The organism is Thermoproteus thermophilus (genome assembly GCF_055392855.1).
The window spans coordinates 53,810-70,056 of sequence record NZ_AP042466.1; the positions used below are offsets into that span (position 1 = coordinate 53,810).

Genomic DNA, 16,247 nt, shown 5'->3' on the forward strand with positions numbered 1-16,247 from the left:
ACGTGTATATTAAGAGTCCACGTTGAAACTTTATTATTCCGCGGTGATCCTATATCGAGTGATAAGCCATGTAGAGCTACAAGTAGGCGATAGAAAGGCCTCAGGCGAGCTCACGCCGTTTACGTTTGTGGTAGGTAGTGGGAAAAGTCTGTTCATAAATTATCTCTATAAAATAATATCAAATATTGGTAATAAAATACCAAAAATATACTTTAATAAATTTATTATAACTTTAACTATAAAAGATAAGAAATTCTCGCTCCAGAGGAGCGGAGACGTATATAGACAAGTCCTGGAGGGAGACGGCACGCGGATCGTCTTCGAGTACGGCTCTGCGAGGGGGGTTAAAATAAGCAGGATTTCCGAGCCTTTCGAGTTGACTATTAAGAACGCAGATGTGCTGATGCCGTTAGTCGAGGTGGCGGAACACGTCTCGATCTTAGCCGATGAAGATATCGAGTCCATTAACAAGACGGTCGGGGAGTTCAGGAAGACCTTCGGCTTAAGGGCGTTGTTGTTAGGCCCCTATATCAACCCGAGGGCCTCTCACGACGTGTCCGGCAACGCGTCTAGGCTGAGGCCGGACGGCGGCAACTTAGTCGGCGTTCTATCTGCGTTGGCGCTCAAGGACCCCGACGCGTACGACAAGCTCAGGACGGTCTTCAGAAAGAGGGGCATTAAGCTGGCCGTGGGGCTCTCCAAGAGGGGGGTATTGGCAGGCTTTGCGTATATGAGCGGCGTCAAGGTGCCTATCTCCAAACTGCCCTGTAGCCTGAAGACGGCGTTGACAATAGCGACGGCCATAGCGACTAGGCCCGATTTGTTGCTAGTCGACAACTTCGATTATTGTTTCAACGAGGGGTTCGCCGACGTGCTCAACGCCTACGTCGAGGAGCAGATCTCGAGAGGGCAGATAATTGCTGAGATACACAAACACGAGGTGGCCGACGCGTTCAGGACCCAATATAAATCCGTGCTCTCAATCTCCCTATGATTACGTATACTATACGTATACTTCGAGTTTTTTCAGAATCTCGAGAGCTCTCTGCAACTCTGCTATCTCTCGTTGAGCTATCTCGGCAGCCTCCTCCAACACCTCGCGCGAGGGGCCTCCGAGCTCGAACTCGTACAACACGTAGTTCAACACTGCCCTAGCGCTTAAGCCCTCAACCTCTCTTAGGCCCTTCCTGAGGATGTCGAGGGGGTCCACGTAGCTCCCTCAGAACCCTTATTAAATCGTTTAGGGCCTTCCTGGAGAACCTGACCTCTACGTGAACCACGTCATCGCCTGCGTCGAGCCTAAGCGCTCCTGTATATGCTTTTTGTTTATTTAGTCTTATATATACCTTATTTTTAAAAATTTCCAAAGAATTTATAAATATTTCAAAATCTAAATCATCAAATAATTTTAATATATTTGAAAAAATTTCAGTAGCCGCACACCCCTCAACCTTGACGCGCAAGGCGATGATCTTGTTGCCGTGATATCCGGCGAGCTCCTCGACCGACACAGCGCCCGGCACTACTGCCGTCAAGGCCTTGGCCACCTTGCCGCAGTCCTCGGTCGCGTGACAATAGGCGGTCGCCGAGATGTACCTGACCGGACACTCCTCCACTACATCACGTCGTGCGCTAATATTTAAATTGGGCAGATGAGGGGCTACTATGTTCCCGCCCGCCATGGCAGGCTACGACAGAGCAATAACGATATTCTCACCGGAGGGGAAACTCTATCAGGTGGAGTACGCAGGGGAGGCCGTAAAGAGGGGCTGGCCTACTGTGGGGGTCAAGTGCTCCTCGGGCGTTGTGTTGGCCGCCGAGAAGCGCAAAATATCGCAACTGTTCGACCCGACGTCGTTAGAAAAGATATATATCGTGGACGATCATGTGGCCATATCGCCGTCGGGCCTCCTCGCCGATGCGAGAGTCTTAGTCGATTACGCCAGATCCGTCGCGTTGACCCATAGGTTCCTATACGACGAGCCGATAGACGTCGAGGTCTTGACGAAGGACATCTGTAACTTGAAACAACAATACACGCAATTCGGCGGCGCGAGGCCCTTCGGCGTTGCTCTACTCGTCGCTGGTATAGATAGACAAGGCCCCAAGCTGTTCCAAACGGATCCTGGCGGCGTCTATTTGGGCTACTACGCCACGGCCATAGGCGCTGAGTCCACGACTATAATCGAGTTCCTCGAGAAGAACTATAAGTACGACATGGATATTTCGCAATGCATAGAACTAGCTCTCAGAGCTCTGAGCACGGCTATGGAGACAGTGGATGCGGATAGAATAGAGGTCGCCTATGGCGATGTCCAGAACAAGGTCGTCCGCAAGATGACCAAGGAAGAGCTGGCCCCGTTATTGGGCAAGATCAAGAAATAACCCCCCGCGCGCAGAGCTCGGCCACCGTTAATAACCTCTTGGCCAGCTCGCCTGGGGTGAGGCCTTTGGCAATACATTTATTGAAATATATAATTGCCTCCAGCCCCCCGCCCTCCTTGCCGCATATCCTCACCAGCTCCGCCTCGACGCATTCGCGCATCGGCGCCCCGAGGGCCTTGGCCATGCACTCAAGCGGGACGGGCCCCCTGATCTCACACGGAACATAGTATCCGTTTTCGCCTAAATATCTCGTATAGGCCATATCGCACTCTATATGGACGTCGCCTCTATCGGCCACATATACGCTCACGCCTCAGCCACGGATGTTCTATTTAAGCGTGAGCTCAAAGATTTATTTCGGCTTATGTAGAGTGCTGACATGACCAAGGTCGCCATAGCCAAGCTAGAGCGCGCCGGGGAACATTTCGAGATCCTCGTGGATCCCGACGCAGCGCTGGAGCTGAAAATGGGCAAGAACATAGGACTGGACAAAGTGTTAGTGCACGAGGAGATATACAAGGACGCCCGCAAGGGGCTCAGGGCGTCCGAGCAAGCGTTAAGGAAGGCCTTCGGCACAACCGACGTGCGCAAAGTCGCCGAGATCATAATAAAGGAGGGGGAGATACCGATAACCGCAGACCAAAGGCGTAGGATGATAGAGGAGAAGAGAAGGCAAATAGTAGAGTGGATATCGCGCAACTGCATCGACGTGCGCACCAAGACGCCTGTGCCGCCTCAACGCGTGGAGAACGCGTTAGAGCAGACGCGGGTCGCCATAGACCCCTTCAAGCCAGTCGAGGAGCAGATAAACCACATACTCAAGGAGTTGCAGAGAGTGCTTCCGATAAAGGTGGCCACCGTCAGGATAACGCTGAGCGTGCCCTCTGAGTACGCACAGAAGGTGAGAGGCTTCGTCGGGAAGTCGGCCAAGATAGTGAACGAGAGGTATAAGTCTGACGGCTCTTGGGAGGCCATCGTCGAGGCGCCCGCCGGCCTTCAAGACATGATTATAGGGAGGGTCAACGACATAACTCACGGCGAAGGCGACGTCAAGATACTCGAGGTAGTGTATTGATGAAGTACGTATCGCCTCGCCAGATCATATTCCCGGGAGACCTCGTCGCGACGGCCGACGAGGTAGTGGAGGGGGCCGTATACCTGGACGAGGGCAAATATAGGGCGGCCTCGGTGGGCTTGGTCGAGTTCAGGGAGAATAAACTAGTGGTCGTCCCCCTCGAGGGCTCGTATAGGCCTAAGCCGGGCGACGTCGTCGTGGGCTACGTAACCGACGTGTTGGCCATGGGCTGGGAGGTCGACATAAGGGCCCCGTTGCCGGCGTGGTTGCCCGTGGGGGAGGCCACGGCCAAGTACGTGGACCTCGAGCGCACCAGCTTGACGAGCTTGTTGAACATAGGGGATGCCGTGATAGCGTCCGTGAAGAGCGTGGACCTAACGGACGAGTTCCCTGTCACGTTAACGCTGAGGGAGGGCGAAAGGCTCGGCAAGATCGAGAACGGCTTCGTCGTCGAGATATCGCCGGTCAAGGTGCCCCGCGTTATAGGGAAGAAGGGCTCCATGATATCGACGATATCTGAGCTGGGTTGCGATATTATAGTGGGCCAGAACGGAAGGATATGGGCCAAATGCCCCAGCCACGGAGCCGAGTTGGCTTTGTTGCAGATATTAGCCAAGATCGACAGAGAAAGCCATGTGGCGGGGCTGACCGATAGGGTGAAGGCGTTGATTGAAAGATATAAAAGCAGTGCTGGGCCGAATAGCGCATGAAACAACCGCCTGTGCCTCTGCTCGTCGAGGGCAGAAGATCCGACGGAAGGGCGCCGGATCAAATGCGCGAGGTAAAAATAGCTATAGGCGTGGTTTCAAACGCCGACGGATCGGCCATGGTATCGTACGGCAACACCACTGCGATAGCCGCCGTATATGGGCCTAGGGAAATGCATCCTAGACATTTATCGCTACCCGATCGCGCGGTCATGCGCGTCCGCTACCATATGGCCCCCTTCAGCACTAAGGACGAGCGCAAGAACCCAGCGCCTAGCAGGCGCGAGATAGAGATATCGAAGGTGTTGAGGGAGGCGTTAGAGCCGGCGATATTCCTCGAGCAGTTCCCCCGCTCGCGCATAGACGTGTTCGTGGAGATAGTACAAGCCGACGGCTCGACTCGAGTAGCGTCGTTAACCGCGGCGTCGTTGGCGTTGGCGGACGCGGGAATCCCCATGAGGGACCTCGTCATAGGCGTATCCGTCGGCCTAGTCAACGACACGGTCGTCCTCGACCTCAACGGGCTCGAGGACAACTACGGAGAGGGCGATATGCCTGTTGGCTACATGCCCAATTTGGGCAGGATAACCCTATTGCAGCTAGACGGAGCTTGGACCAAGGAGAAATTCGCCGAGGCCGTGAAGCTCGCTATAAAAGGCGCCGAGTACGTCTACGGCAAAGCCCGCGAGGCGTTGAAGGCTAAGTATTTCGAAATAGCGGAGGAAGTCGCTAAGTGATGGCTTCCATATCCCCGTACGGCAAGCGCTTTATATCGTACTTACGGCGTAACCAGATAAGGAGGTTGGCCGCCGCCGGGACGAGGATAGATGGCAGATCGTTGGACCAGCTGAGAGAGATCAGCATTAGGACAAACGTCGTCAACACGGCTGATGGCAGCGCCGAGGTCCTCTTGGGCAAGACCAGAGTAGTTGCGGGGGTTAAGGTGGGCCTAGGCCAACCTTTTCAAGACGCGCCGGATGAAGGAGTACTGATAGTCAACGCCGAGATATTGCCCCACGCATCGCCCTATAGCGAAATAGGGCCGCCCGACGAGACGGCCATAGAGCTGGCCCGCGTCGTCGATCGCGGCATCCGTCACAGCGGTTTCGTAGACTTCAAGAAGCTGGCAATAGACCAGACAAAGGTCTACGTCCTCTGGGTGGACCTCTACGTCCTCAACGACGACGGCAACCTCGTCGACGCCTCCAACCTAGCGGCGCTAGCGGCCTTGAGATCGACCATGTTACCCGTAGCCGTTAAGGACGAGACTGGCATTAAGCTTGATAGGAATAATAGATCAGCCTTGCCCTCAGACCTCTCCAAAGCCCCTATCGCCGTCTCGATAGGCAAAATAGAAAACCGCCTTCTAGTGGACCCGAGCCTCGAGGAGGAGCTCTCGCTCGACGGCCGCATCACCATCACGTTATCCCAGGACCGCATAGTCTCGGTGCAGAAGACGCTCGGCTATTTCACCACGCCCGAGTTAAGCCAAGCCTTAGATCTAGCCTATGCTGTGAGGGACAAAATAAGGGAAGTCTTGCTCAAGAGCCTCGTCTAACTAAATTTAAATAGACCCCGCACAGTGTCGGGCATGCCCTTCAGCCATACCCGAGTAGTGGGCCCTGCCGGAAGGTACGGCGCACGGTACGGCATGGGCCTCAGGAGGAAGATAACCGCCATAGAGGTCAAACAAAAAGGCCTTCACCGTTGTCCCAACTGTAGATCTCTTGTGAGGCTGAAGAGGCTGGCGTTCGGCATATGGCAATGTCCTAAGTGCGGCTTCACCTTCGCCGGAGGCGCTTGGATACCTCAGACGATACTCGGCAGGACCTTAACGCCCGAGGAGCTAAAGCAGGTGGAGATACAGAAGGCTAAGTGGAGGGGGTCTTCGCAAGAGGCCGCCTCGTGACGAGAGTACTTGCGACCTCCTCCCGTTATTATTCCAAAAAGGTCAACGAGTTCTTGAACGAGCTCGCGACGTCTTTGCCAGGGGTCGAGAAGATAACGCGCGGCAAGAGGTCCTACAAGGCGTTGCTGGAGGAGGCCGTGGCGAGGGGCGCGAGCTACGTGCTCTTGGTCAACTCGAGACGCGGCAACCCGGCATCTATGGAATTCCTTAACGTCAACAAGCGAAGTTGGCTCCCTTATTCCATCACCATATCGGGCGTTAAGATGAGGGAGGACCTCGACGTCTACATAACGAGAAAGCCCAAGGCCAACACGGCCGCGATAGTCGACTACACGGCCAGCGAGCTAGTGGACTTGTTCTTGGAGGTCTTCGCGTACACTCCTTACTACTCCGTAGATTTAGAGAAGCTCAAGGGACGTTATGATACCTTGCTCGTGATCAGGGGAACTCCCGGCGAGTATCTAGTAGAGCTCGTCGACGGGCGGGACCTAGGTCCACGAGGACTTTCGTTCAAAGTCAAGGGCATTAGAATATGTACGAAATATCTGTCGAGGTAGATAAAAACGATATAGCCGAGAGGGTATTCAAGGCGTTGGAGAAGGAGGTGGTATTTCGCAGAGGCAGAATAAGGGTGTTCGAGGAAGGCGGTAGGCTTAGGATAGTAGGATACGCGGCCGACATAGCGAGCGCCAGGAGCTTGGCCAACACGATCTTCAGAGCCTTACACGTAATAGAGGAAATCGCCGAGCTCTAGAATAAAAAATATTAATGAGCTGTCCGACCCCCTCATGGCACAACTCCCGCCATCGCTCCAAGACTTGGTTAACAGATTCCAACAAGCGCAGAACCAACTACAGAGCGTGTTGCTCAGAAAACAACAATATGAGGCGGAGTTGCGCGACGTCGAGAAGGCCCTCGGCGAGATAGAGAAGCTCTCGCAAGAGGCGAAGATATACAAATCAGTCGGCAACTTCTTGTTGCAGATCAACAAAGACGCCGCGTTGCAAGAGTTGAGGGAGAGGAAGGAGCTCCTCGAGTTGCACATAAAGACGCTCTCCAGACAAGAGTCGATGCTCAGAGAGCAGCTCGATAAGCTTAGGGACGATATAAATAAGGAGCTGGCCAGGTTAAGGGGCGGTGGAGGAGCCCAGCAGACAGGCGCGGCGGCAAAGGGAGGAGGTTGAGGTGGCAGAGTACATATCGCAAGTGGTATATGATTATATAGTCAAGGAATTAGGCGACGACATAATAGAGGCGGAGATCGAGGTGGCCTTCAGGGGGGATTCCGTTGAGGTCTCCGTGGACGCGGGAGCCGGCTTGCTTGTCGACGACGAGAGGTTGAGGGAGGTCGTCGAAAGGGCGGCCGAGATAGGCGTCGCGGTCGCCGATATGATTAAGGAAGGGGTAATATACCCGGGGGAGGATAGACGTCGTGTACTTAGAGAAGCTCTTAAGCGTATTGAAAGGGAAGCATAGGGTTGCGATAATCACGCATAGACATGCCGACGTGGACGCCTTGGGATGCGCCTTGATCTTAAGGGACGTCCTCTACTATTTGGGCTACGAGGCCTTAGTCGTATGCCCCGAAGGAGCCTCCAAAGACGCTAAGCCGTACGCCGAATGCGCCGAAGCGCCTCCGTCCGACGTGGAGGCTGCTGTACTAGTCGACGTGGCGTCGCTTTCGCAAGTCCCCAAGCTCGACGTGCCGTTAGTAGTCTTTGACCACCACGCGGTTGGGGACGAACTACCCGGGGTAAGGGACGAGAGGCCCAGCTGTAGCGAAATGGCGTTGGAATTAGCGCTAGAAGTCGGCGTGAGGCCTAGGAGAGACTCCCTGGTGGCCGCGGCATTAGGCATATACGCCGACTCGGTCAAGTTGCTGAGGGCCGACTCGAGGACCTTAAGGGCGTTGGCATATGCAGTAGAGGAGGTGGGACCCCTGGAGAGATACGTTAAGCGCCAAGAAGATCCATCGGCCAGAGTAGCTAAATTGAAGGCGTTGGCCCGTTTGAAGATATTCAAAACCAAGATAGGCGCGGTCTGCGCCACGCACGTCGACGCATACGAGTCGGATGTGGCCAACTTACTCATATCAGCTGGTTGCGACGTATCTATAGTCGCCTCGCGCCACGGGGACGAGGTTAGGATAATATATAGATCCCAATCAGTCGACGTGGGCGAAATAGCGGCGAAAATAGGCGAAATTTTGGGAGGGAGCGGCGGGGGCCACAGAGGCGCCTCGGTCACCTTGTTGAGGAGGAGGATCAACAAAGCCGAGCTCCCCGAGCTGTTGAGGACCGTCGTGGGCTTGTTAGACCCCGATGCGAGGCCTCTTAGCTGATCAGCTCAACGCGTCTGATCCTAAGGCCGCAGGAAGGGCATCCGAGCACTATGTGCCTCACTAGGGATCTGTATTTGGCCGAGAAGAGCTTCTCGGACACGAACACCTTGAGCCGCGAGCCGAGGCAGTTCGGACACACGTCGTCGTCGCCGAGGCTTTGGCCTATCTTGAAGGGCTTATAGACCATCGCGTGGCCCACAGCCTCCTCTAGGCCCTCCTCTATGTCGTACGCGTTGACGCCCATAAGCTTCACGTTGAGCCCCCTCCCATACCATCTATTTATTCGATCCAAGATGCTCTGTAGTTCATCGATTATCAAGAACGGCCTATACGCGACCACTATTAGTACATCGCTCTTGAAGAGCCTCAGCTCGTCGGCGAGTTCCAGAGGATCTACGTCGAATATATTGCTCCTCTCGGGACACCAGAATGAGATATATAAGCCGCCCAAGGCCGCGTACAAGAGGCGCCCTCTCCTTTCAACTACCTTGAATCCTCTCTGGGCGATGTACTCGTCCACTTTACTGCACTCGTCCACGGGGAGGTTTTAACCAATTAATAAGACTACATACATCCTAGACACTTAGAGCGGGCCTAGCTAGGCCTTAGTTGCCGGCTCGGCCGAGGCGATACTGTTAAATGCGAGATTTAACGCCGGCCCATGCGTTGTCCCATGTATAGGTCCACCTCGGAGGGCCTCCGTTGTATCTTGATACCTCCCGAGGAGTGGCGCATCAGCAAGTCGCGTCTGGAGGGCTACTGCAACAACGGGGGCTCCGGATGTCCTATTTACGCAAAATACATCTCAGTAAAAGGCTCTACCTGATCCTCAAGAGAACGGCAGATACGGCGGCCAAGGCGCCTACTGCTATTATCAAGACTAAGGGGAACGCGGCGCGCCCTCCTCCGTTTTGGGCTCTATAGGCGGTTATCTCCAACGCGAACTCTGATGGGTTAACTGCAGTCGGTAAGGACAGAGTAAACTGGTACCTCACTTTACCGGTGCCGTAGATCTCCTCGTAGGTCCTCGCTATGGAGCTAAAATATTGATATTTTTGTATGGATTTAGTTATATTATATCTATAATTAGAAATAATCGAGCTCGCTAAACCGGCGTAGGGCAACTCGCCCCTAAGTGCTATCAACACGGCTCTGAGCTCCTCGGCCGTGTAGTTCAAGGCGTTAGACGCCGAGAGCAAATACGCCACGCCGCTGTTTAGAGGAGTTGCCAGCTGGCTTACTTGTTGGGCCGCCGCTGATAGGTTGTTCGCTATACCGCTCAGAGACTTAGACGCATTGATTATAATCGGCGGTAGCCCCTCCAATAACGCCGTGGCGTTCTCCCTCGTCGCTATGGCCGTCTGGTTCAACACATCTCCCACTTGCCCCAGCTGGTTGCCGATATCTACCAACGCGTTCCTAGTGTTCGATACTATGTTTATCAAAGCAGCTACGGAGTCCGCGGCGGAATTGACGACGGATTGGAGACTCTGTATTGTGGATATGGCATAGTCGAGCTCTTGATCTAACTCCTTAGTTATATTTTTAATTAATGTATTATTAGTCTTAATATTATTTATTTGATTTTTAATAGATATTAAATTATTATATATATTATTTAATGAATTTTCAGTATTTTGAAGCGAGGAATATATCGTAAGGAGATCGCCCCTTATTGAGTCGAGAGTCTGCACCGACGTCGAGAGCGAGCGCTCATACGCCCTTATGGCTATGGCTTGGCTCTCCAACGCGCTGGAGAGAGTGATTAAGTAGGCGTATTCGTATTGGACTAACAAGAGAGATCTATTCAGAGTGGACGCGACGCCCGCCAGGGACGAGGATAGTGCGGACAATTGAGAGTTCAATGCATATATAGCGTATCTCGACGCGTTGAGCCCCTTGGCGCCCTCTCTGAAAGCCGTCGAGCTTAAATTTAATAACTGAATTAATCTATCTAAATTATTAGTAGTATTATATATTAAATTATTAAGAATATCTACAGCATACGTTAAATTATTAAGATAATTATAAGTACTGTTTAAGAGCGAAATCGTGGAGTTGGCTTGTTCTATATAGCCCGATAAGTCGACCGCCGCTATCACCGACACGGTCGGCAAGTTCACCGCGCCGAAGCTGCCGAAATCCCTCACCCTATAGGATAACGAGAAGCCCGCCCTATCGCTTATGAAGAAGGCCCACTCATAGACGGTCGAGCCGCCGATGTTCTCGACGCCTGAGGGCGTCATGTTGCTGATCACCTCGACGCCGGACGGCTTCTGGACGAGGATTGTGATAGGCACGTTGAACGGCATATAATTTTTTATCATAATATTAATTTTAATAATTGAATTATTAGAACAATATAAAATATTATTTATTAATGACGCATTAATATAAGTAATATTATAAAAAACAACTACAGGAGGAGGATAAGACGCGTTGGCCTCGACATAGATAACACTGGCGCTGAAGGGGGGTATAGTCTGTCCCAAGAACTCCATGGGCTCGGACGAGTTGTTGACTACGAAGTACATGTACTGATACGCGGACGACACAACGCCGTTGTAGCTGGCGCTGGTTGAGATAATCAACGTAGGCTGGATCGCAAGAGCCGCGGCGGCTATCACGATCAACAGAAACACGGGCTTGGTCAACGCCATGCCGAATCGAGAGCTTTGATCCTCTCATATATCTCTTTCGCCCTCTCTAGGTCTATCTTGATCTCGCCCTTGGGGATCTCGCCATCTGTGACGTAGCCGCCCCTCACCGAGTATACCTTATCGGCGATGGCGGCGACGTCGGGATCGTGTGTGGCGATCAACACGGTGACTCCCCAGACCTTGTTCAGTGCAAGTATTAAGCTGAGAATCGCCGAGGCGTTATCTAGGTCTATGTTTGAGGTGGGTTCGTCTAGGATCAAGAGCTCGGGGCTATTGGCCAAAGCTCTGGCCAACGCCACCCGTTGTTGCATGCCGCCCGAGAGCTGGGCCGGCAGCCTATTCGCCGAGTCCTCCAGACCTACTAGCCTCAACAACAGTTTGGCCTTTGTCTTGGCCAGATCCCTGGGCATTCCGGCGGCTAGCATTGGCAACTCCACGTTCTGGAGCGCTGTGAGGTAGGGGATTAAGTTGTAGGACTGGAACAGATAGCCTATCTTCATCAGCCTAAAGCGCTCGAGGCTCTTCTCGTCGAGGTGGGTTATATCGGTGTCCAAGACGACGACTCTGCCGCTGGTCGGCCTATCCAGAGAGGATATTATGTTCAACAAAGTGGTCTTGCCGGACCCGGAAGGCCCCATGAAAGCGACGATGGCCGCCCTCGGGATCCTCAAGGTGACCCCCCGCAAGGCGTGCACCTCGCCGGCCGCCGTCTTGTACACCTTGTGGACCCCCTCGAGATAAACGGCCTCGTTCATCTCAGTACCTCCAGCGGCCTCAAGGTCACGGCCTTGTACACGGGGAGGAGGGCTCCAGCCAGCGCCACCGCCAACGAGATCGCCACGCTTAAGGCGAAGAGCGAGGGGATGAACGGGATTGGCACGTCGAAGAGGTACCCCATATCTATAAGCATCTTCTTGACGCCAATGGCCCCGAAATAGCCCGCCGCGCTGCCGGCGACTCCGCCCAGTAGCCCGACCACGACTATTTCCACGAAGAACGTCAATGCCACGTCGCGCCCGGAAATGCCTGTGGCCTTGAGGAGAGCAACCTCGCCGATCCGCTCCCTTACCGTGATGGACATCACCGTGAAGGTCGTCAGAGCTCCTGCCAAGAACGCTATGGTTTCTATCACTAAGAAGAACAAGTTCAACATGTTGAAGACCCTATCCACGGTGGAGAGGGCGCTCTGCTGGGTGTACACCTCAGCTTGGGGGTATTTCTGCTTCAAGGCCTGGGCCAACGGCTGTACGAGGGATTTGTCCTTCAAGGTGATGAAGACCATGTTGTAGAAATCGCCGAGCCCCAACTGTTGTTGTAGCCAATCCAGCGGGACAACCACTAAGTTGAGGCTCATCGGCCCGATGAACCCCTTCAACAAATTGCTCATCACTCCCACCACGGTCACTTGAAGCCTGATCGGCGGCGCCACGCTGCTCTGGTATACGTACAAGGTCGCTACATCGTTCAGCCGAACCCCTAACGTGGATTCTACCACGGCCTCGCCTCCGCCGTGCGGCAACCTCCCACGCTCTAGCTCTATGTCGAAGTAGCCCATATCGCTGAGAGGAACTCCCAAGATAGTGACCGTCTTGTTTCCCAACGTGCCTGTCAACATGACCACGGGCTCAGCGCTTTGGACATACGGCAAAGACCTCAAGGCTGAGACGAAAGCATAAGGTATATCTATAGAATTTGAATAAATAAGTATATCAGCTGGAAATATTTGATATAATTGATTTTGAATATAAATTTTAGCTCCTATACTTATCGTGCTCAATGCGACCATCAAGGCGGCCCCTACCGCTATTACAATAGCCAAGAGCACGTACCGCGTCCTCCTGGCTTTCAAATCGCTAAGTGCCAACATCACGACGTGGCGATAGGCCATCGTAGTTATTTAGCGTATTATTATTTACCGCCGTGAGGCGAGTAGTTGCGTACGCGTTGTTGGCGTTATGGCTTGCGGCCTACGCCTACATGGCGTTTTATTCGTGGAGGGTCTTCGACGTCTTGGTATACTCAGAATCTAAGCTCATGCCTAAGGACGTAGAGCCTGCTATAGTTAATAATATATTAAATAATACTAATAATTCTAATTATAAATTAACATTTATAATTGTATATGGACCGAATCTTTCATATAAATTAAATGAATTGAATAAAACCTTATCACAAGAGGGATATAGCGCGATCTCGCCATTAACTATACAATATTATTCACAAAAAATATATTGGAATACAATAAATAATATAATAAATAATTATACTGACTCATTTTCAAAAATTTTAAATAATATATACAATATGACATCACGCAATTGCGATCTGCTCCGCGCGTTGAGGAGCGCGTACCATGACGCGCTGGACAACGCGACAATGTTGCTCTACGCCACCTATGGCGCCGTGGCTCTGAACATAAGCAATCCCCGCACCCAAGCGTTCCTAGAGTATTACAGGAACTACTCAGCCCACTACGACATCGATACGGCCGTTAAGTTGGCCGCGGATAAGGCCTACGGCAACGTGAGTTGGCTCCTCCAGGGCGTGACTTGGAGGAACTGGGCCTCCGAGAGCTCCGCGGAGCTCGTGGCCGAGCGCTTGCTCTCCACGAAGCTCAACTCCTCTCTCGTAAAGCTCGCCGAAAATGTGACCGAGTTGGGGGTCGAGAAATACCTATATCTGAAACTCGCGTCGAGCCTCCCCTCGTATCTCCAGCCCTATATCCCCTACGTGCTTTGCGTCAATAGAACCGAGGAGGCTACTGAGATCTTCAAGCGCTCGTTGCTAAACAACTTGACGTCTATGTATCCGCCCCCCACGATGTACACAATACCCCAAGCCGAGGAGCTCCTCCACGGCGACATGTACGCGTTGGTGATAGCTAACGGCACGGGGACGCCTAAGTTGAACTACAGCTGGGCCGTGCCCGTATCGACCGACGTGTTGATGTCGCAGTTCACCGAGATAGTCACTTCAGAGGTGCCCGACATAGACAAGACCACTTCCATCGTCATGTTGGCCGTGTTGTTGTTCGTGTTCGGGACGTTAATAGCTCCTCTCGTGGTCCTCGCCGAGGTGGGCCTCTCGTATTTAGCCGTCCTGGGCGCCATATACTTAATATCGCCCTATATGCCGCCGTATTACCTATCGGTGTACATGGCCGCGCCTGTGATCTTCGCCTTAGGAGTGGACTACAACTTGCTCATGTTGGGGAGATACGCGGAGGAGCGGAACAAAGGAGCCGACGTTCACGAGGCGACGAATAGATCGCTTGAGTACGGGAAACGCGCTGTGTTGACGAGCGCCACAGTGGCAGGACTCGCGTTGGGGAGTTTCGGCCTCTCGCCGCTTCCCTTTATGCAGACTATAGGCCTAGCGCTGGGCCTATCCGTCTTGTTCGTGCTCACAACGTCGTTTACGGCCACGCCGGCGTTGTTGACAGTGTTGGGGGATGGGCTGTTTTGGCCGAGGAGGATAGAGGATATAAGACTACACGAGGGTAGATCTAAGTTTTTAGCAAAAACTGTGGATATATCACTAGAAAAATCAAAATTAATAATAATTATATTTACAATAATATCAATTATTTTAGCTATTTTTATTATAAATAATTTAAAGATAACGACCAACCCCATATCAGCCATGCCCGAGACGGCCGGCAAAAAGGCGTTAGCTATAGCGGAGATGTATTTCAGGAATGTGACGGCCCTCTCCACGACATATTTAGTATTCAATAGAGAGCCAAATTCAACTATAATTAATTATATAAAAAATCTTGAATATTTTACAAATTATACTATATTTAAAAAGAATAATTACTATATAATTGAACTTAAACTCTCGGTGACGAGTACCTCGGACGAATTGCTGGCGGTTTACGACAACCTCTCAAGATTAAGGAGTTATGGATTATTATATATAGGAGGTGATGCTGGATGGAAACATATATATTTTACATATATTTATTTATATTTTTGGCATTTTCAAATATATATAATACTCGCCACAGTGATAATAGCGTTGATGGCCGCGTTGAGGAGCGTCTTGACGCCTCTGAGGCTCGTGGCAACGGTGCTGATGTCGGCGGTTTGGGGCATCGCGATGAACATAGCGTTGTTCCAGATGGCGGCTGGCCAGCAGACGTATTGGCTACAGCCGGTGGTGCTAATGAGCTTGCTCATAGCGGTGGGCACCGACTACGACGTCTTCATAGTCTCGAGGATAAGAGAAGAGGTGGAGAAAGGCTTGGACGACAAGACTGCCATAAGGACCGCGATAGTCACGACCGGCCCCGTGGTGACGGGCGCCGCCCTTATACTCGCGTTGGCCTTCCTCTCCATAGTCCAGTCGCAGCTCACCGTCTTGGAACAAATCGGCGCTACGGTGGCCTTCTCGGCCATATTCGACGCGTACGTCGTCAGGCCGTTGTTGGTGCCAGCGGTGATGAACTTGTTGTCTAAATATAATTGGTGGCCCTCTAGGATACATGCGCGTTAAGGCCCTGCTCCTGGATTTCTTCGGGACTCTCGCAAAGATAGACGACGAGGAGGCCTACCTAAGCGACGTAGCGGACGGACTCTCCTCTGCGTTGGGGCTCGACGAGGGGAGATCGCTCGAGTTGTTCCTCCAAGCGAGGAGGTTGGCTAATGCGGTGAGGGAGGCCTCCGGGGTTGAGATACCGGTGGAGGGCCAAGCGGCGCTTATCGTGGCGTTGTCGGGAGGGGGAGACGCGCAAGCCGTCCGCGGCGCGTTGGTCAACGCTATGTTGAGGCATTTAGTGCCCGTGGACGACTCGCCGAGTTTCCTAAAGTGGGCATCCGCCAACTTCAAGACTGCCATAATCTCCAACGTAACGTGCAAGTGCTACGTGGAGGAGTTCTTGAGGAGGATCGGCGCATCGGTCAACGCCGTGATAACATCGGACGTGGTGCGCTATAGGAAGCCTCACAAGCTCATGTTCAAGATAGCCCTCAAGCGCCTCGGCGTGGGGCCTGAGGAGGCCGTGATGGTGGGCGACGACGACGTAGACCTCGGCGCCAGGGCCCTCGGGATACTTACCGTAATAGTCGGGGATAAGACGCAAGGCGATCTGAACTTCAAGAGCTTGGCCGAGCTAAGGCAGTGGCTCGAGGAGGCAGGCGCTTGGAGGAATAAATAATAACGCGAGATC

The 16,247-nt window shown here is 52.7% G+C and carries 22 protein-coding genes; 15 read left to right on the plus strand and 7 right to left on the minus strand.

Annotation, left to right across the window (positions count from 1 at the left end; all coding sequences use genetic code 11):
- Positions 1-43: 43 nt before the first annotated feature.
- A complete protein-coding gene (locus tag ACZ5PA_RS00325) occupies positions 44-994 on the plus strand; it encodes a DNA-binding protein (protein WP_464930303.1) in 951 nt (316 codons plus the stop codon).
- Positions 995-1,003: 9 nt separating this feature from the next.
- Here the strand turns inward: ACZ5PA_RS00325 and ACZ5PA_RS00330 are convergent, their stop codons facing one another.
- Both ACZ5PA_RS00330 and ACZ5PA_RS00335 read right to left on the minus strand, forming a co-directional pair.
- Positions 1,004-1,210 (minus strand): hypothetical protein, encoded by a 207-nt coding sequence (locus tag ACZ5PA_RS00330; RefSeq protein ID WP_464930304.1) that lies wholly within the window; start codon positions 1,208-1,210, stop codon positions 1,004-1,006.
- Entirely contained in the window at positions 1,167-1,616 is a 450-nt protein-coding gene (locus tag ACZ5PA_RS00335) for an RNA-binding domain-containing protein (RefSeq protein ID WP_464930305.1), read from the minus strand. The genes ACZ5PA_RS00330 and ACZ5PA_RS00335 overlap by 44 nt, the downstream gene beginning before the upstream one ends.
- Positions 1,617-1,665: 49 nt before the next feature.
- On the opposite strand from ACZ5PA_RS00335, the gene psmA reads away from it, so the two are divergent.
- On the plus strand, positions 1,666-2,385 hold the full coding sequence (gene psmA, locus ACZ5PA_RS00340; protein WP_464930306.1) for an archaeal proteasome endopeptidase complex subunit alpha: 720 nt from the start codon (positions 1,666-1,668) through the stop codon (positions 2,383-2,385).
- Here psmA and ACZ5PA_RS00345 read toward each other — a convergent pair.
- Positions 2,375-2,695 carry a hypothetical protein gene (locus tag ACZ5PA_RS00345; protein ID WP_464930307.1) on the minus strand — a complete coding sequence of 107 codons (321 nt, stop codon included), beginning with the start codon at positions 2,693-2,695 and terminating at the stop codon, positions 2,375-2,377. The two genes, psmA and ACZ5PA_RS00345, sit on opposite strands and share 11 nt — an antisense overlap.
- A gap of 69 nt (positions 2,696-2,764) precedes the next feature.
- Here ACZ5PA_RS00345 and ACZ5PA_RS00350 point away from each other — a divergent pair, with 69 nt between their 5' ends.
- Genes ACZ5PA_RS00350 through ACZ5PA_RS00395 form a run of 10 tightly spaced genes read left to right on the plus strand, consistent with a single transcriptional unit; the run spans position 2,765 to position 8,417 of the window.
- Positions 2,765-3,460, plus strand: coding sequence for a ribosome assembly factor SBDS (locus tag ACZ5PA_RS00350; RefSeq protein WP_464930308.1), 696 nt, complete (start codon positions 2,765-2,767; stop codon positions 3,458-3,460).
- Complete coding sequence (gene rrp4, locus ACZ5PA_RS00355) at positions 3,460-4,170, plus strand: exosome complex RNA-binding protein Rrp4 (protein WP_464930309.1); 711 nt, start codon at positions 3,460-3,462, stop codon at positions 4,168-4,170. Before ACZ5PA_RS00350 ends, rrp4 begins: the two co-directional genes overlap by 1 nt.
- The gene (gene rrp41, locus ACZ5PA_RS00360; protein ID WP_464930310.1) at positions 4,167-4,904 is read left to right on the plus strand and encodes an exosome complex exonuclease Rrp41; all 738 of its coding nucleotides are present in this window, start codon (positions 4,167-4,169) and stop codon (positions 4,902-4,904) included. Before rrp4 ends, rrp41 begins: the two co-directional genes overlap by 4 nt.
- Positions 4,904-5,725: an exosome complex protein Rrp42 gene (rrp42, locus tag ACZ5PA_RS00365; protein ID WP_464930311.1), complete on the plus strand. Its 822-nt coding sequence runs from the start codon at positions 4,904-4,906 to the stop codon at positions 5,723-5,725. The genes rrp41 and rrp42 overlap by 1 nt, the downstream gene beginning before the upstream one ends.
- Positions 5,726-5,758: 33 nt before the next feature.
- Positions 5,759-6,076 (plus strand): 50S ribosomal protein L37ae, encoded by a 318-nt coding sequence (locus ACZ5PA_RS00370; RefSeq protein WP_464930312.1) that lies wholly within the window; start codon positions 5,759-5,761, stop codon positions 6,074-6,076.
- Positions 6,073-6,633, plus strand: coding sequence for a Brix domain-containing protein (locus ACZ5PA_RS00375; RefSeq protein ID WP_464930313.1), 561 nt, complete (start codon positions 6,073-6,075; stop codon positions 6,631-6,633). Before ACZ5PA_RS00370 ends, ACZ5PA_RS00375 begins: the two co-directional genes overlap by 4 nt.
- Complete coding sequence (locus ACZ5PA_RS00380) at positions 6,609-6,830, plus strand: KEOPS complex subunit Pcc1 (protein ID WP_464930314.1); 222 nt, start codon at positions 6,609-6,611, stop codon at positions 6,828-6,830. The genes ACZ5PA_RS00375 and ACZ5PA_RS00380 overlap by 25 nt, the downstream gene beginning before the upstream one ends.
- 34 nt (positions 6,831-6,864) lie before the next feature.
- Positions 6,865-7,260: a prefoldin subunit beta gene (locus ACZ5PA_RS00385; protein WP_464930315.1), complete on the plus strand. Its 396-nt coding sequence runs from the start codon at positions 6,865-6,867 to the stop codon at positions 7,258-7,260.
- 1 nt (position 7,261) lies between these two features.
- Complete coding sequence (locus ACZ5PA_RS00390; protein WP_464930316.1) at positions 7,262-7,552, plus strand: hypothetical protein; 291 nt, start codon at positions 7,262-7,264, stop codon at positions 7,550-7,552.
- Positions 7,509-8,417, plus strand: a complete 909-nt coding sequence (locus ACZ5PA_RS00395; RefSeq protein WP_464930317.1) for a DHH family phosphoesterase — start codon at positions 7,509-7,511, stop codon at positions 8,415-8,417. The genes ACZ5PA_RS00390 and ACZ5PA_RS00395 overlap by 44 nt, the downstream gene beginning before the upstream one ends.
- On the opposite strand, the gene ACZ5PA_RS00400 is transcribed toward ACZ5PA_RS00395, so the two are convergent.
- Positions 8,410-8,955 (minus strand): hypothetical protein, encoded by a 546-nt coding sequence (locus ACZ5PA_RS00400; RefSeq protein WP_464930318.1) that lies wholly within the window; start codon positions 8,953-8,955, stop codon positions 8,410-8,412. The two genes, ACZ5PA_RS00395 and ACZ5PA_RS00400, sit on opposite strands and share 8 nt — an antisense overlap.
- Before the next feature lie 123 nt (positions 8,956-9,078).
- On the opposite strand from ACZ5PA_RS00400, the gene ACZ5PA_RS00405 reads away from it, so the two are divergent.
- Positions 9,079-9,243, plus strand: a complete 165-nt coding sequence (locus ACZ5PA_RS00405) for a metal-binding protein (RefSeq protein WP_464930319.1) — start codon at positions 9,079-9,081, stop codon at positions 9,241-9,243.
- On the opposite strand, the gene ACZ5PA_RS00410 is transcribed toward ACZ5PA_RS00405, so the two are convergent.
- Genes ACZ5PA_RS00410 through ACZ5PA_RS00420 form a run of 3 tightly spaced genes read right to left on the minus strand, consistent with a single transcriptional unit; the run spans position 9,236 to position 12,965 of the window.
- Positions 9,236-11,077 (minus strand): hypothetical protein, encoded by a 1,842-nt coding sequence (locus ACZ5PA_RS00410; protein WP_464930320.1) that lies wholly within the window; start codon positions 11,075-11,077, stop codon positions 9,236-9,238. The two genes, ACZ5PA_RS00405 and ACZ5PA_RS00410, sit on opposite strands and share 8 nt — an antisense overlap.
- Complete coding sequence (locus ACZ5PA_RS00415; RefSeq protein WP_464930321.1) at positions 11,068-11,832, minus strand: ABC transporter ATP-binding protein; 765 nt, start codon at positions 11,830-11,832, stop codon at positions 11,068-11,070. Before ACZ5PA_RS00415 ends, ACZ5PA_RS00410 begins: the two co-directional genes overlap by 10 nt.
- Positions 11,829-12,965 carry an ABC transporter permease gene (locus ACZ5PA_RS00420; RefSeq protein ID WP_464930322.1) on the minus strand — a complete coding sequence of 379 codons (1,137 nt, stop codon included), beginning with the start codon at positions 12,963-12,965 and terminating at the stop codon, positions 11,829-11,831. The genes ACZ5PA_RS00415 and ACZ5PA_RS00420 overlap by 4 nt, the downstream gene beginning before the upstream one ends.
- A gap of 416 nt (positions 12,966-13,381) precedes the next feature.
- Between ACZ5PA_RS00420 and ACZ5PA_RS00425 the strand changes: the two genes are divergently transcribed.
- On the plus strand, positions 13,382-15,574 hold the full coding sequence (locus ACZ5PA_RS00425; protein WP_464930323.1) for an MMPL family transporter: 2,193 nt from the start codon (positions 13,382-13,384) through the stop codon (positions 15,572-15,574).
- A complete protein-coding gene (locus ACZ5PA_RS00430) occupies positions 15,564-16,235 on the plus strand; it encodes an HAD family hydrolase (RefSeq protein WP_464930324.1) in 672 nt (223 codons plus the stop codon). Before ACZ5PA_RS00425 ends, ACZ5PA_RS00430 begins: the two co-directional genes overlap by 11 nt.
- Positions 16,236-16,247: the final 12 nt, after the last annotated feature.

What these genes read in the sequence shown, in the direction of transcription:
- psmA (WP_464930306.1), top strand. Translation starts at nt 1,666, where the DNA reads ATGTTCCCGCCCGCCATGGCAGGCTACGACAGAGCAATAACGATATTC.
- ACZ5PA_RS00350 (WP_464930308.1), top strand. Translation starts at nt 2,765, where the DNA reads ATGACCAAGGTCGCCATAGCCAAGCTAGAGCGCGCCGGGGAACATTTC.
- rrp4 (WP_464930309.1), top strand. Translation starts at nt 3,460, where the DNA reads ATGAAGTACGTATCGCCTCGCCAGATCATATTCCCGGGAGACCTCGTC.
- rrp41 (WP_464930310.1), top strand. Translation starts at nt 4,167, where the DNA reads ATGAAACAACCGCCTGTGCCTCTGCTCGTCGAGGGCAGAAGATCCGAC.
- rrp42 (WP_464930311.1), top strand. Translation starts at nt 4,904, where the DNA reads ATGGCTTCCATATCCCCGTACGGCAAGCGCTTTATATCGTACTTACGG.
- ACZ5PA_RS00370 (WP_464930312.1), top strand. Translation starts at nt 5,759, where the DNA reads ATGCCCTTCAGCCATACCCGAGTAGTGGGCCCTGCCGGAAGGTACGGC.
- ACZ5PA_RS00380 (WP_464930314.1), top strand. Translation starts at nt 6,609, where the DNA reads ATGTACGAAATATCTGTCGAGGTAGATAAAAACGATATAGCCGAGAGG.
- ACZ5PA_RS00385 (WP_464930315.1), top strand. Translation starts at nt 6,865, where the DNA reads ATGGCACAACTCCCGCCATCGCTCCAAGACTTGGTTAACAGATTCCAA.
- ACZ5PA_RS00405 (WP_464930319.1), top strand. Translation starts at nt 9,079, where the DNA reads ATGCGTTGTCCCATGTATAGGTCCACCTCGGAGGGCCTCCGTTGTATC.
- ACZ5PA_RS00410 (WP_464930320.1), bottom strand. Translation starts at nt 11,077, where the DNA reads ATGGCGTTGACCAAGCCCGTGTTTCTGTTGATCGTGATAGCCGCCGCG.
- ACZ5PA_RS00415 (WP_464930321.1), bottom strand. Translation starts at nt 11,832, where the DNA reads ATGAACGAGGCCGTTTATCTCGAGGGGGTCCACAAGGTGTACAAGACG.
- ACZ5PA_RS00420 (WP_464930322.1), bottom strand. Translation starts at nt 12,965, where the DNA reads ATGGCCTATCGCCACGTCGTGATGTTGGCACTTAGCGATTTGAAAGCC.
- ACZ5PA_RS00425 (WP_464930323.1), top strand. Translation starts at nt 13,382, where the DNA reads ATGACATCACGCAATTGCGATCTGCTCCGCGCGTTGAGGAGCGCGTAC.
- ACZ5PA_RS00430 (WP_464930324.1), top strand. Translation starts at nt 15,564, where the DNA reads ATGCGCGTTAAGGCCCTGCTCCTGGATTTCTTCGGGACTCTCGCAAAG.